Here is a 14,583-nt window from a genome sequence, read left to right as displayed (position 1 = left end):
ACCCTTGATTATTGACGTAAACTACAGCCGATATCCCTTGCACAAATCGGGCTTTCAAGCATGAAACGCGGCGTCATCATTTCCGTCACTTTATTGGTTCTGCTTTTCTGCGGAGCCATTGCATATGTCTATAGTTCCATTGGCAGTGTGATCCAGGGTGCCGTAGAAAATTACGGCTCGGAAATTACTAAATCACCGGTAACCGTTCAGGAAGCAGAATTTTCACCGACATCTGGCGATGCAACAATTTTCAATCTGGTTGTTGGTAATCCTGTCGGTTTTAGTCCGGACAACGCCTTTTCCTTTCCCAATATAATTCTACAAATTGACCCTGAAACCATCAGTCAGGACACTATGGTCATAAAGCGGATCAAAATTGAAGCACCAGAGATAATTTATGAAATCACCGAAGACGGCGACAATCTGCGCACTATCCGAAAAAACATAATGGCTGCTGTCGATCAGGAAAAAATTCAAGCGGTTGGCTCTGGGAATACTCAAGAAAAAAAATTCATCGTCAATGACGTGTATATTTCCAATGCCGTCGTTGTTGTTCAGGCAACTGGATTGACTGGAAACAAAGTAACGGCTGTGCTGGACGATATTCATCTGCAGGATATCGGGCGAGATCAGGACGGAATTGGCCCTGCTGCACTTGTTGATGAAGTCTACACCCCCCTCCTCCGTGCAATAACAGTGGCTGCTGTGTCAACGGATCTCAATTTATCAGATCAAATGCGCAATATCGTGAAAGGCGCGGCTGACGAGACGGAAGGGGCAATAGATCGCCTGAAAGAGCTTTTCAAAGATTAAAGTTGCTGAGCCGCCTTCAAATCGGCATAAAGATTAACCAACAACTGTTTGTTAGGGATAATCTGTGACCGAAAAAACTCCTGCAAAGGAAGAAGGGCAATATCGTAGCGATAATCGACGACAGGAATTGATGGCCGCTGCTGCTCACTTATTTAATCAACGTGGATATGATGCAACCTCAATGCGCGACATCGCCCGTGAAGCTGGAATGCTTGCCGGATCTATGTACTATCATTTCCCGTCGAAAGACGATTTGATCATTGCCACATACGAAGAAGGCCGGCGGCTCATAAGTAATTCAGTCCTTGTCGCAACAGAAGGTGTTTCTGATCCATGGGAACGCCTCACCCTTGCGGCGGTGGCACATATGAATACTCTATTTGGTGGAAATAATTTCTCTATCCTTCTTTGCGCGGACATTTCCCGCACGTCACCTACCCTTCGCAGCCGGCTTATCGAAATTCGGGATAGTTACGATAATCTGTTTATGGATCTAATTGATGATTTACCGCTGCCGGAAAGCGTCGATAAAGGATTGCTGCGCCTTAGTCTGCTTGGCTCCTTAAACTGGTCAAGTAGCTGGTACCGGCCGGGTGGGCAATCGCCTGCGCAGATCGGCGAGTTTTTCGTCCGAATTCTCAAAGAGAAACTTGTTTGACATCCTGCTGCTCAGTTAATTCACTATATAAATATGTATAATATTTTTTTTACATTTAATTTATATGAAATAGGGTTGTAATTTACAGGTGGCGACGATATGTATGCTGCAGTAAAACAGTTCCAGCTCATTCTTGGAATTCTCTGACTTTGAACCATATACTAATCTGAACCCTCGATCCGAGTTTGAAATGGCAAGTAATATAGGGCGTTGATTACTAGTAAGAAAACGCGCTAAACTGCTGATTAAGGCCAATTACCAAACTTGATGAAGATATTCGGGTGTAACGCGAGTAAGTAAGTTGAACGAATTAACAATAAAATCCGGCCCTAACTCCTCTGATCGAAAAGAGGTACCCTCAGTCGTTATTCGATTTGCGGGAGACTCTGGTGATGGCATCCAAATCACCGGTAGCCGGTTTACTGACACAACAGCCCTGGTCGGAAATGACCTTGCAACCTTTCCTGACTTTCCGGCGGAGATTAGAGCCCCTATTGGAACAACTTTTGGCGTCTCTGCTTTTCAGATAAATTTTGGCTCACGCCGAATTGAAACCCATGGCGATGTCCCGGATGTTCTCGTTGCGCTTAATCCCGCGGCTTTGATGGTAAATATTGCGCGACTGAAAACCGGCGGCACGATCATTGTTGATAGTGGGACATTTACGGATCGCAACCTGAAAAAAGCGGGCTATCTGGAAAACCCACTGGAAGATGGATCACTCGATGGCTTTTCAGTACTAAAAATAGATATTGCGAAGCTTGTTCTGGAAGCAGTGAAAGAATTCGGCCTTTCCCAAAAAGAAGGCCTTCGCTGTAAAAACTTCTGGGTGCTGGGGCTGATATTCTGGATTTATGGCCGAAGCCGGCAAAATACCGTTGACTGGCTAAACAAAAAATTTGCCAGCCGTCCTGAGATTGCCAATGCTAACATTGCCGCACTCAACGCCGGTCATGTCTTTGGGGAAGTTTCGGAGCTTGGTGACGGAATTGAGCTTTATTCCATCCCTGCCGCTGAAATGCCTCCGGGGCTTTACCGAACAATAACTGGTGGCGAAGCTCTTGCTTGGGGGCTTGTTGCCGGGGCTGAACTTGCAGATCTGAGAATTTTCTTCGGCTCTTATCCCATTACGCCCGCGTCTCCCGTTTTACATTCACTGGCGAAGATGAAACAATTCGGGGTCAAGACCTTTCAGGCTGAAGACGAAATTGCTGCTATTTGCTCTGCAATTGGCGCATCCTATGCCGGAGCATTGGGGATTACCTCCTCTTCAGGTCCGGGTATTGCGTTAAAAGGGGAAGCTATTGGCCTAGCGATTTCAACGGAGCTTCCACTCATCATTGTAAATTCACAGCGTGCTGGTCCGTCTACCGGGTTACCGACAAAGACCGAGCAATCTGATCTTTATCAAGCTGTTTATGGCCGGAATGCGGATGCGCCGCTTGTTGTTCTCGCGTCTAGAAGCCCGGCTGACTGCTTTGATGTGGCGATTGAAGCCTGCCGGCTGGCCGCAAAATACATGACCCCGGTTATGCTTTTGACGGATGGTTATATTGGGAATGCTGCAGAGCCATGGCTCATCCCGACCGTCGCTGACAAAAAGCCGTTTCCGGTAAATCGCGATATTGATCCGGAAGGGTTTTTGCCATTTGCACGAGATCCCGCAACCCTGGCACGGCCCTGGGCGGTTCCGGGAACACCTGGATTAGAGCATAGAATTGGCGGCATTGAAAAAGAAGTCGGATCCGGGAACATTTCCTATGAGCCCGCAAATCATCAGGAAATGACCGATATCCGTCGCAATAAGATTTTGGGAATTGCGAAAGATATTCCAGCACAAATTGTCGAATCTGGTGATGAGACAGGTGACCTTGCCGTTGTTGGTTGGGGCTCAACATATGGCCCCATCAGCCGCGCCGTAAATAACAAGCTTGCTGAGGGCAAGAATGTTTCTCATATTCACATACGCCATATCTGGCCCTTCCCCGAAAACCTTGAAACGCTCCTCCGCGGATTTAAAAAGGTTATTGTTCCGGAAATGAACGACGGGCAGCTCAAAACCGTTCTGCGGGATCAATTTTTAATCGATGCAAAACCCGTCAATAAAGTAACAGGCCAACCTTTCAAGATTACCGAGATTGAAGACGCCATTGATTTGGCGTTGGAGAGTTAAAATGAATATTGCTGTTCCAAGTGAAAAACTGAAACCGGCGGATTTTGCTTCTGATCAAGAAGTCCGGTGGTGCCCAGGCTGCGGTGACTATGCTATTTTAAAAGCCGTTCAACGGACATTGCCTGATCTTGACACACCGAAGGAAAAATACGTATTTGTCTCCGGTATCGGGTGCTCTTCGCGTTTTCCATATTATATGTCAACATACGGCTTTCACACTATTCACGGCCGCGCACCAGCGTTCGCTACGGGCATTAAAATAACCAATCCAGACCTCGACGTCTGGATGGTAACCGGTGATGGAGACGGCTTCAGCATTGGTGGCAATCACATGCTTCATGTTTTGCGTCGGAATGTGAATATTCAGATTTTGCTTTGCAACAATGAAATATATGGATTGACGAAAGGACAGTATTCACCAACATCGGAAATTGGCTTAAGAACACCGTCCTCCCCTACGGGATCTGTTGATCGTCCGTTGAAGCCTCTGGTTTTCACTCTGGGAGCTGGCGCTCGATTTGCTGCCCGTGGATACGATACGCAAAAAACTCTGCCGGAGATCTTGAAACGAGCGCATGCCCATCAGGGCACATCTATGGTTGAGATACTGCAAAATTGTATCGTGTATAATGACGCGGTATTCGATAATGTTCTGGCGCGGAACGTTGCCGCAGACAAACAAGTTCATGTACAGCACGGACATCCCCTGATTTTTGGCGCCGACAAGAATATGGGCATACGACTGAATACCAATACGCTAACTTTGGAAGCGGTAACAATTGGAGAGAATGGCGTAACGGAAGATGATATTCTCGTTCATGACGAGAAAAACCGCTCTCTGGCGACAATGCTGGCGGAGATGGACGGCGATGAACTACCCGTTGCAATGGGTGTCCTTTTTTGTGACCCCGCTGAGACCTATGAAAATGGGATAACCCAGCAGATGGATGCGGCACAAGATGCGACAACACCTTCCATCGATGCCTTACTGCGCAAAGGTCCTACCTGGCGGGTGTGAGGCTGATTGTTTTAGCAAAAGGGTCCAACTTTTCAATGTTGGGCCCTTTTTTGCGCAATTTGCCAAGTTGGAGTAACCTTCACAAATGGGAAAGAAAAAATGGAGGCATATTCTCCTCTCCCGCCGGGAAGAACTCCAATCAATCATGCAGGCGAGCGTAGAGGACAGCAGGCCAGTGGAGCTGGATCAATCGCGCGTCGGTCGGCTATCACGCATGGATGCTTTACAGGGTCAGGCCATGGCACAAGAAACGGAACGTCGTCGCCAGAATGAAATATCCAGAATTGACGCTGCGCTTGTTCGGGTGGAAAGCGGTGACTATGGGTATTGCACAAGTTGCGACGAAGAGATTTCAGAAAAGAGGTTGGAATTGGATCCAAGTACCCCTTTATGTATCGACTGTGCCACCGTTAAGTGATTCTGCCTAATCAGGCTTCTTAGATTGTGACGATTTACGCAGACTTTTCTTCTGGACATAATTCAATCCTGCGACGATCGCCCAAATAGGAACCACTATAACTGCACCAAGTAAAATATAGTCTGCGGCCCATCGCACCGTATCTAGGGCTGTCGCGTAGATTTGCCCAATGGTCCCCGTTAAATCTTTGAGTAAATCGAGTGGCGTAATATCAAAAAGCGTCAAACACCATCCGACAAAAAACGAGCCTATGACCAGCTTCAATATAAGTGAGCCCACGTTTTTTGACATACAAATCCCTAACAAAAATTCTCAAGATAAGCCAATCGCTGCCAACATACCTTACTAATCATATAGACAGCATCGGTATTGTTACCAGAAATAAATTCTGATTATCTAGAATGCGTGCAGGCAACGTTTATTATTATCCCAATTTTACAATGCTGTTTTGCACATTCTGCGACTGTTGGTATAGTACGGCCATCTTTACTGTCTATTGGAGATCCCTAAATGTCGTTGAAGTTTCGCATTCCAGCCGGCGAGAAGATTATCGTCAATGGCGCCGTTTTAACAAACACCGGCAACAAAGCCATGCATTTTTCACTCGAAAATGATGCTGCAGTAATGCGCGAACGGGATATTCTGTTGCCCAACGACGTAGAAACCCCGTTGCAAAATGTCTATATGTTTGTTCAGCTGATGTATATTGAGCCGGATAATCATGCCAGCCATTACAAAAGCTTTCAAGACGCTGCCCAAGTCGCGTTCCTTTCGACGACTGATGTCGCAGATCGCGGATTAATTTTTGAAATTGTCGGCTTAGTGGGCGAAAAGAACTATTACTCTGCCCTTAAATTATTGCGCAAACGAATGAATACGGATCAAACTGAAACCTGAATCGATCTTCCACAAGGTTTAATCCAGCCATAATATTATCTCGATTCAACAAAATTACAGAATTTGTCTGTCTAATTTTACCCTGAAATTCCACAATCCTAAAAAATAAATCCAAATAATTCAGTCTTCCTATCTGGTGATATACGTAAGGGAAAGGCTGCTTTCTGGCCTCTTTTGCATATTTGTATCTTCATAAAATTCCCAAATAAGGCTGCAATTAACTTTTTGTTAGCAAATGCCGGAGATAGTCAATCCACGGTTTCGAAGAAAACCGGGGCTCAAACGAGCTGATTGGTCGCAATTGCGACGTCTCTAAAATGAGGATTTATATTATGGCTTCAATTAATACTAACGCCAATGCTATGTCAGGTCTGCGCATGCTTAACATGACGCAGAACGATCTTTCCAAAACTCAAACAATGCTTGAAACTGGTCTTCGCGTCAGCAGTGCAAAAGATGCGCCTGCTACTTTCGTGATTGCTCAGGGTATGCGTTCCGATATTGGTGCTTTGGGTGCCATTAGTGAAGGTATCGCCTTCGGTGAAGCTACCATCGGTGTTGCAATGGCTGGTGCCACATCTATTCTTGAACAGTTGACAGAACTGGAAACTCTTGCCACCCAAGCACAAAATGGTGGTCTCGATGACACAATTCTATCTACTCAGGCAGTAGCTGTTCTGGCGCAGATTACAGCGATTGCTGGCGGTTCTGAGTTTAACGGTGTGAACCTGATCGATAACGCCGGTACAGATGTACTGACCGTTCCGACAGATTTGGCCGGTGGTTCGCTGACATATACAGCAACAAATCTGGATGCCACCACTCTTGCTCTGACGACTGATTTTACCTCAGCTGCAAACATCACCACAGCGTTGACAAATATTGCTGCCGCACAGGTTACTGTTGGTGCTGCATTAACAAATATTGGTACAACTGCCAGTCGCTTGGAAAGCCAGGGTGAATTTACTCAGCTTCTGACTGACTCAATGAAAGAAGGTCTGGGTGCTTTGGTTGATGCGGATATGGCAGCCGTTGCTGCTGAATTGACAGCATTGCAGACGAAAGAACAGCTGAACGTACAATCACTGAGTATTGCCAACCAGGCTCCTCAGACGATTTTGTCACTGTTCCGTTAAAAATTACCATCTCAAGAAGGCGGTCTTTATGGCCGCCTTTTTTTGTTAACGCCCTCTTTACTAGTCCTCGGTTAAAATGAACATCAACCGCTGTTTTATCAGGTCTGGATATGCAAGTATCAGGAAACAATAACCCGCTGCTATACTATAAGTTGGCGTATGAGCTAAAGGAATCTCAAACAAAGGCGTTTGAGGCTCAGCCGACAGTAGTGCGTGATCTGGTAACGTTCAGCGAAGATATTACCAGCATCAGATCTGTCGATGATCTGATGAAAAATCGGGTTGTCCTGAACATGGTCCTATCTGCATTCCAGCTGGAAAGCGAAATTGACAAGCCGGCCATGGTCGAAAAAATCCTGACTGAATCGCCAACAAACGAAGAAAGCCTCGTCAACAGACTGGCTGAACCTCGTTGGACAAAACTCGCCGAAGCTCTTCATCCGTTGAATAGCGATCCAGACTTTTTTCAAAAGCAGGATAACGTCGATGCCATTTTAACAGGGTACAAGACCAACGAGTATGAAAAATATCAGGGTGAAAATGCCGACGGCGTTCGAGAGGCGATGTATTTCAAACGGCTGGCGGGAGATGTTGAGACTGTCACCCAGATCATCGCTGATAAGGCGCTCATGAGAGTTGTCAGAGTTGGCCTTGGCCTGCCGGAGAGTTTTCAAGGCCTATCCTTCGACCAACAATTGGAACGTCTTGAACGCATGGTCGACGTTGAAGATTTTAAGGATCCAGAAAAAATTGACGAAATGATTGACCGATTTCTGATCTTCACGCAGGTCAATAATAACGATCCGACAGCTAACCCCATGCTGTCCCTTTTCCAACCTATTGGAAACGGTGAATTTGTCGGTCCAGCTCCGCTTCAAATCGACTTTTCCGTATAGCCGCATCACGGCCAATCGCCTCTTTCCGGACAACCGAGCCACTCATCCTATTAGTTTTAGCGCCTCTTTTTACCCACCAAAGCTAAGAAAATTGTACCTAGCAAGAGGATAAACCTGTCCTTTTTTGCCGCCAAACAATCTCTTTCCCTTGTCATTTTTCGCAGTTTTCCGGGGTTTTTAAAAACTGGCACGCCCTTTGCTTCTATCGTTGTGAATAATTCCTGCAATTTAGGTATTGCGCTTTAAGACACGACAGGAGAATACAATGGGTCTTTCTATTAACACTAATCCTTCAGCCATGGCGGCTTTGCGGACATTGTCTTTGACGCAGAACGCGCTTTCAAACACTCAACGGCAAATCGAAACCGGTTTGAAGGTTGCCGAGCCAAAAGACAATCCAGCGTCCTTTACGATTGGTCAGGCAATGCGGGGCGATATCGCAAGCCTTGAAGCAATTGAAGAAGGCCTTACCTTTGGCCAAGCCACTGTTAGCACAGGTAATGCAGGTGTTTTGCAAATTTCCAATGCTCTCATTGATATCAATCAAAAAATTACTCAAGCCTTTAATGACGGATTGGATGTGACAATCCTCCAGGCCGAAGTTGACGCACAACTCGCGCAAATTACGTCTGTTGTGAATGAGACTGTCTTTAATGGTGTGAACCTTATTGATGGCACGAGCCCGGATCTGGATGTTCTAACCGGACTTGGTGGCGTTACTCAAACCATTGCCAATCAGGACCTCCGTCTTGCGACGCTGGGAATTGCAACGCTCGACCTCACAAACCCGGCTGCAGCTCTTACTGCTTTGGGAGCCGCGGAATTAGCCGTCGGTAACGCAATGACAGCCCTTGGTACAGCTGCAAACAGCTTGGACAGTCAGGCTGAATTCACCCAGTTGCTTACTGATAAGCTGAAAGAAGGTCTCGGCATTCTCGTTGATGCGGATCTTGCCGAAGCTAGTGCACAGCTTCAGTCACTGCAAACAAAAGAACAGCTGGGCATCCAATCACTGTCCATTGCCAATGCACGGCCACAGTCAATTCTACAGTTATTCCAGTAAAAGTAAGAATTTCGTAATAAAATTCTCGAATACTAGTATCAAGTACCAATAAGGAATAATGAGGAAAAATGTCTGTAGCTGCTTATCAAAAGGCGAACCAGAATACGGAAGATCCGAAACAGACCGAGTACCGGGCTTTCGCACTATTCACACGAGCTATGGAAGAAGTTGGGGAAGAAGATCACGTTGAGCGAGTCAAGGCTGTTGCCAATAATAGGCAGCTCTGGCTTACATTACAAAGAGATCTTACGTCGGAAGAGAATGGCCTTCCCCTTGCCTTAAAAGGACAACTTCTTTCAATTGCTTTGTGGGTTGGCCGGTATAGCAGCCAAGCCATGCGAGGGGAAGCGGAGCTCGCACCGCTTATCACCGTCAATAAGCAGATAATGGAAGGCTTAAAACCCGCAACTTCCGCCCAGCCCCCTAAAGCTGAAGCTACGCAATAGCAATAAGAAAAGCAAAGCCACCAGAGCTGTCCGTTAAGTTTCTGGAGGCGTGAACAATGATAAAAAGCCCAGCATATCAATAATGCTTCCATTGATATCAACGTCACCAGATGCAAATGCAACTGCCGGGTTACGTCGCTTCGCTAAAATTTCCTTCCACACCAAAGATTCAGTCTTGAGAGATGCTTCCGGATTCTCCGGAAATCCGTCGGTCACTTCAGCGATACCCTTTCGCACATGGATGCCAAACGTCTCACCGGTATCGGTAAATTCGAAACCAATTATCGTATCTACTTCAGCTGCTTTATCAGAATCCAAGCTAACGCGCATTGCCTGCATAAATTGGGCAATGGGGAAGTCTGCCAGCATTTTTGCGGTAATATTGAACGGGTCGGGCTGGATGATCCTAAAACCGTCTTGTTCCGCCGCTTGCGTCAAATAGTAGTTACGGCCGTTGGCACTGATTTCCTTCTCTGCAAGGTTTAAAAGGGCCTGCCGTCTTACGTCGGAAGCGATATCGTCTTGCGCATCAATCACCAGCAAATTATCCGCAAGCTGCAACGCCCATTGTGTACGCCCCGCTGCCGCAGCTGCAATAGCCTGCTCCCTCAATTTTTCCGTGCCACCTGCCAGCTCGGCCATATACTCTGCTTGCTGGTGTTTCGGTAATTTTTGTAAATGGGTTGCGTTGCCACCGAACCAGCCCAAATATCCATTGAAGATTGACCTCACCGACCAGTCAACGCGCCCATAGAATTCCTGCAAATATGGTTTTTCAGCGAGATGTTGTGGCAGCTTTACCTTTTCTACAATCTCATCAACAGTGAGGCCGTTATTCATGGCCCGGATAGTTTGATCATGGACAAACTGGATGGCATCCCGGTAATCAGTAAGTGTTTGGAATATTTCCGCTTCGCCATGGATCGGCCGAGTATGGCTTGGCACCAGAATTTCCGGCTTCAATGCCCTCATCTTGTCCAGGCTCTTAACCCAATCCATTACATCTCTATAGGCGGTACCGCGGATGGCATAAAGGTTAGGGAAACTCCGGTAAAAATTATCACCGGGTAAAAGAATTTTTTGATCTGGAAGCCAGACGAATAGCTGGTCCGGTGTTTCCCCAGGGGCAAAATGCAACTCCATTTTTATACCGGCTACTTCAATTTCTGTCATATCACCAGAGAATGTTTTCGTCGGTCGTATGAGGTCTACCTTACTCGCCGGCCCAGATTCCAGATACGGTCCGATACCGGCATTAATAACGTCCCCCTCTGGAAGCAATGAGCCAAACTGACGCATTGCCCGCTTGTAAATTATGGGGCGCAGAACTTGCAATATATGGTCAATATGTTCAGGTGTGGTTTCATAACTATAAACGTCCGGATTATCATCTGCGGCAAATATGGCGGATCCCAGTATATGGTCGGCGTGATTATGAGTATAAATGATGCCTTTCACCGGTTTATCCGTAATCTTGTCAAATTCAGCCTTAACCTTTTTCGCTGTTTCAACGCTTTCCATGGTATCGACAATGACAATGCCATCATCACCTTCAATTAGAATGGAATTTGCCAAGCCATATCCCACAGCCACATGCATATTATCTGCTACTTTGATAACCTCAGGTCGAAATTCATTGCTATGCGCAACCAGCCGTTCATTTGCACTCTGTGTTTGCGGTTTTGATAGCTCGGCTGGCTCATCACATGCAGACAGGAAAACACCTCCAAGAAATACACCCACCAAACTCAATTGCTTCATGTCATCTTCTCCCGATTACCTGTCATATTTAAAATTAGATACTAGATACTTTACTCTAATTATGGCAATATACGCATATCGAAAATTGTTCGGCAACCATAAAAGTTAAAATATGACCAGTAAATCCAGCAATAAAGGGAAAATCATTCAGGCAGCAAAGGAATTATTCAATCTTCACGGCGCAGCAAATGTAGGAACGAATAAAATCGCGGCGCATTTGGGAATCAGTCCTGGAAACCTTTACTATCACTTCAAAAACAAAGAGGAGATCATCAGATCTATCTTCCCTGAAATAAATCAGGCCACGACGCAGGCATTAGCGGCAGCTGATGAGCAGGAAACATTTGAAGACATCCTTATCAACGGATTGCAGAACTGGATGACGGTGGTCTGGGACTATCGTTTCTTTTACGGCAATTTGGTTCAGATACTCCGAAACGATCCCCTGCTGCAGGAACAATATTTATTACGCCGGGAAGCAACATTAGCATTTTTAAAACATACGATCTTGACTGCGGGTTCAAAACTCCCTGCAAATGATCCACCGCTGGACGAGTCCACCGCAGAGTATTTAGCAACAAACATTTGGATCATCGCCCTGAATTGGATTCGGTATTTACAAATTGGTAAATCCGACAAGGACATCACCAAAAATGAGATAGAACAGGGTGCACAGCAGATATATATGGTTCTTAGTCCTTATCTGGACGCAGAGACAAAACAAAGAATTACGGGAAAGCTTCCTTTACGATAAGTCCAATATAAAACTAGCCATAAAACAAAATGCATCTGATCAACTCTGACGGTAACTGAATTCCGCGCAGAGTGCTGAACAAGTTCGTGATGCCTGCAATCTTCCCCAAGCTGAATTAATCATGCTATCGCGACCTTTTTTATCGATTTATATCCATCGAACATTGTACTCTTCCTAAAAATTGGAAGGGATCTACCATGAGCTGGGAAAAAGAAGCCCAAGATATCACGCAAATGCGTAACGCGGCACAAGAACAAGGAGGCGCTGAGGCTGTTGCCACTCAGCATGCCAAGGGTCGCCTGACAATTCGCGAACGTATTGACGGCGTCCTGGATGCGGATAGCTTTCAGGAACATGGCCGGATCGCCGGCGCCTCGGAACGAGATGATGCTGGAAACCTGACCTCTTTTTCTCCGGCAAATTACATCACAGGACTTGGAACCATTGATGGTCGCAGAGTTGCTGTTGGGGGTGAAGACTTTACCCTCAAAGGAGGCTCACCCAATGCAGCAGGCCTTCGGAAAAGCGTGTATGCAGAGGAGCTTGCGTCGCAATATAGGGTCCCGTTGGTTCGCATGCTTGAAGGCGGTGGCGGCAGTGTCTCCAAAGGCAAGGGAAGTAGCGGACCTGTTGGTAGCCCGGTATTTGAAAAGCCAAGATTTCATTCCATCGCTAAAGTTATGGGAGAAGTCCCCGTAGTTTCAGCCGCCTTGGGGCCAGTGGCAGGTTTTCCGGCGGCTCGCTTCGCGGCATCCCATTTTTCTGTGATGACACGGGAGACAGCGCAAATACTTATCGCGGGTCCGGCCCTTGTTGCACGGGCGCTTGATATTAGCATGACGAAAGAGGAGCTGGGCGGCGCGCAGATACACAGCCGCAACGCGGTAGCCGCCAACATTGCTAAAACCGAGACAGATGCCTTCAATCAAATGCAGACTTTCCTGAGCTATCTTCCAAACAATGTGTGGGAGCTTTCAAAACGCCGGCCCACAACAGATCCTGTCGATCGAAAGGCCGAAGAATTGCTGTCAATCGTTCCCAAAAATCGACGCCTACCCTTCGACATGCGTAAGTTGATCAAATTGGTGATTGATGACGGAAGCTATTTTGAAATGGGGAAAGCTTACGGTCCCAGCCTCCTAACCGCATTTGCCCGACTTAACGGACGGTCTGTTGGTGTGATTGGAAATGATTGCCGCTTTTATGCTGGCGCCATGGGCGCAAACGCGGCTCAGAAGGTTCGGCGCTTCATTGAACTGTGTGATACCTTTCATATTCCAATTGTTAATTTTACTGACGAGCCTGGTTTCATGATCGGGCCGGATTCGGAAAAAGATGGCACCATAAAATATGGCACATCGGCAGTTGCAGCAGCTGTCATGTCGGTTGTGCCCTGGGCAACCGTTATCATAAAAAAAACGTTCGGTGTTGCCGCCGCAGCGCATTTCAGTGATGAAGGATATGTTCTTGCATGGCCCAGTGCAGAAATGGGCGCACTTCCGGTGGAAGGCGGCGTTGCTGTTGCTTTTCGTCGGCAAATTGAGGCAGCGGAAAAGCCGGATGAGCTTCGCGCTGAGCTTGAAGACCAACTCGCTGCGCAACAGTCTCCTTTCCCGCGAGCCGAGAGCTTTAATATTCATGACATCATTGATCCACGTGAGACAAGGCCGGCACTCTGCCAATGGATTGAGTGGATAGAGCCTAAACTGGAAAGCTTGAAAGGCCCTGTTACATTTGGTTTTCGACCTTGATGGATTTACGCGTCCTCTTCACTTTGATAGCATCGTGAAATACCTTCAGATATAAAAAGGAAAATGATCATGACGGCAATCTTGAAAGTCACAATAGACGGGTGGGAGAACGGACGAAAAATTCCGGGGAAATTTGCCTTCGGCATTCCGGCTTCTGAAGGGCATGTTGCTTTGAGTGACAATAAGAACCCGTCCGTCAGCTGGAGCGGCGCGCCCTCTTCAACAAAATCTTTTGTTCTCATTTGTCATGATTCTGACGTCCCCTCTTCTGGGGAAGATGTCAATCAGGAGGATCGCCTCATTCCTGCAGACTTGCCACGTGTCGACTTCTTCCACTGGGTCCTTGTTGATATTCCAGCCACCCAATTTAATATCGCCGAAGGTGAAGATTCCGATGGTATTACCCCAAAAGGAAAAGCACCGGGATCAATGCCTTATGGGATCCGCGGCATCAACAATTATACAGACTGGTTTGCCGGAGATCCGGACATGAGCGGTAACTATGGTGGATATGACGGGCCCTGTCCGCCCTGGAATGACAGCATCGTCCACCATTATCACATAACTGTTTACGCGCTGGACGTTGAAACTCTTGGGTTATCTGGTGTTTTTGGCGGACCGGACGCCCTAACAGCTATGGAAGGACATATTCTGGCCAAAGGATCACGGGTAGGTACCTATAGCCTAAATCCGGATATTCCTGCCTGACTAAAATCAGTGCCCCTGGCTGAGGTATAAGAGTATCCTTGTATTTATACGGTTTTTTCCTATCTGATGAAGAGGGTATGTTGTATGGGGA

General features: G+C 46.8%; 15 protein-coding genes. 13 read left to right on the top strand and 2 right to left on the bottom strand.

Features of this window, described 5'->3' with window-relative positions:
- The first annotated feature begins 60 nt into the window (after positions 1–60).
- The 5 genes from NBZ79_RS03715 (at position 61) to NBZ79_RS03695 (ending at position 5,080) form a co-directional block, all read left to right on the top strand.
- Entirely contained in the window at positions 61–813 is a 753-nt protein-coding gene (locus tag NBZ79_RS03715; RefSeq protein WP_251935641.1) for an AsmA family protein, read from the top strand.
- Between the two features lie 64 nt (positions 814–877).
- A complete protein-coding gene (locus NBZ79_RS03710; RefSeq protein WP_251935640.1) occupies positions 878–1,471 on the top strand; it encodes a TetR/AcrR family transcriptional regulator in 594 nt (197 codons plus the stop codon).
- Between the two features lie 301 nt (positions 1,472–1,772).
- A complete protein-coding gene (locus NBZ79_RS03705) occupies positions 1,773–3,644 on the top strand; it encodes a 2-oxoacid:acceptor oxidoreductase subunit alpha (RefSeq protein WP_251935639.1) in 1,872 nt (623 codons plus the stop codon).
- Between the two features lies 1 nt (position 3,645).
- Complete coding sequence (locus tag NBZ79_RS03700) at positions 3,646–4,662, top strand: 2-oxoacid:ferredoxin oxidoreductase subunit beta (RefSeq protein ID WP_251935638.1); 1,017 nt, start codon at positions 3,646–3,648, stop codon at positions 4,660–4,662.
- 85 nt (positions 4,663–4,747) lie between these two features.
- The gene (locus NBZ79_RS03695; protein WP_251935637.1) at positions 4,748–5,080 is read left to right on the top strand and encodes a TraR/DksA family transcriptional regulator; all 333 of its coding nucleotides are present in this window, start codon (positions 4,748–4,750) and stop codon (positions 5,078–5,080) included.
- A 6-nt stretch (positions 5,081–5,086) separates the two neighbouring features.
- Here NBZ79_RS03695 and NBZ79_RS03690 read toward each other — a convergent pair whose 3' ends face one another.
- On the bottom strand, positions 5,087–5,371 hold the full coding sequence (locus NBZ79_RS03690) for a DUF6460 domain-containing protein (RefSeq protein ID WP_251935636.1): 285 nt from the start codon (positions 5,369–5,371) through the stop codon (positions 5,087–5,089).
- Between the two features lie 219 nt (positions 5,372–5,590).
- On the opposite strand from NBZ79_RS03690, the gene NBZ79_RS03685 reads away from it, so the two are divergent.
- The 5 genes from NBZ79_RS03685 to flaF all read left to right on the top strand — a co-directional run bounded on the left by NBZ79_RS03685 (position 5,591) and on the right by flaF (position 9,518).
- Complete coding sequence (locus tag NBZ79_RS03685) at positions 5,591–5,977, top strand: flagellar biosynthesis repressor FlbT (RefSeq protein ID WP_251935635.1); 387 nt, start codon at positions 5,591–5,593, stop codon at positions 5,975–5,977.
- A 332-nt stretch (positions 5,978–6,309) separates the two neighbouring features.
- Entirely contained in the window at positions 6,310–7,113 is an 804-nt protein-coding gene (locus NBZ79_RS03680) for a flagellin (protein ID WP_251935633.1), read from the top strand.
- A 110-nt stretch (positions 7,114–7,223) separates the two neighbouring features.
- On the top strand, positions 7,224–8,009 hold the full coding sequence (locus NBZ79_RS03675; RefSeq protein ID WP_251935631.1) for a DUF1217 domain-containing protein: 786 nt from the start codon (positions 7,224–7,226) through the stop codon (positions 8,007–8,009).
- Between the two features lie 265 nt (positions 8,010–8,274).
- Complete coding sequence (locus NBZ79_RS03670; protein ID WP_251935630.1) at positions 8,275–9,072, top strand: flagellin; 798 nt, start codon at positions 8,275–8,277, stop codon at positions 9,070–9,072.
- Between the two features lie 68 nt (positions 9,073–9,140).
- The gene (gene flaF / locus NBZ79_RS03665; protein ID WP_251935628.1) at positions 9,141–9,518 is read left to right on the top strand and encodes a flagellar biosynthesis regulator FlaF; all 378 of its coding nucleotides are present in this window, start codon (positions 9,141–9,143) and stop codon (positions 9,516–9,518) included.
- 33 nt (positions 9,519–9,551) lie between these two features.
- Here flaF and NBZ79_RS03660 read toward each other — a convergent pair whose 3' ends face one another.
- Complete coding sequence (locus NBZ79_RS03660; RefSeq protein ID WP_251935626.1) at positions 9,552–11,279, bottom strand: alkyl sulfatase dimerization domain-containing protein; 1,728 nt, start codon at positions 11,277–11,279, stop codon at positions 9,552–9,554.
- A gap of 112 nt (positions 11,280–11,391) precedes the next feature.
- Here NBZ79_RS03660 and NBZ79_RS03655 point away from each other — a divergent pair, with 112 nt between their 5' ends.
- From NBZ79_RS03655 to NBZ79_RS03645, 3 genes are all read left to right on the top strand, one after another.
- A complete protein-coding gene (locus tag NBZ79_RS03655) occupies positions 11,392–12,033 on the top strand; it encodes a TetR/AcrR family transcriptional regulator (protein ID WP_251935624.1) in 642 nt (213 codons plus the stop codon).
- 197 nt (positions 12,034–12,230) lie between these two features.
- Complete coding sequence (locus NBZ79_RS03650) at positions 12,231–13,784, top strand: acyl-CoA carboxylase subunit beta (protein WP_251935623.1); 1,554 nt, start codon at positions 12,231–12,233, stop codon at positions 13,782–13,784.
- A 69-nt stretch (positions 13,785–13,853) separates the two neighbouring features.
- On the top strand, positions 13,854–14,492 hold the full coding sequence (locus NBZ79_RS03645) for a YbhB/YbcL family Raf kinase inhibitor-like protein (RefSeq protein WP_251935621.1): 639 nt from the start codon (positions 13,854–13,856) through the stop codon (positions 14,490–14,492).
- The last annotated feature ends 91 nt before the right edge of the window (positions 14,493–14,583 follow it).

Origin of the sequence: Sneathiella marina, assembly GCF_023746535.1 — a bacterium.
Classification (GTDB): domain Bacteria; phylum Pseudomonadota; class Alphaproteobacteria; order Sneathiellales; family Sneathiellaceae; genus Sneathiella; species Sneathiella marina.
The sequence above is the reverse complement of the archived record's forward strand: the minus strand, read 5'-3'. Positions and strand labels throughout refer to the sequence as shown.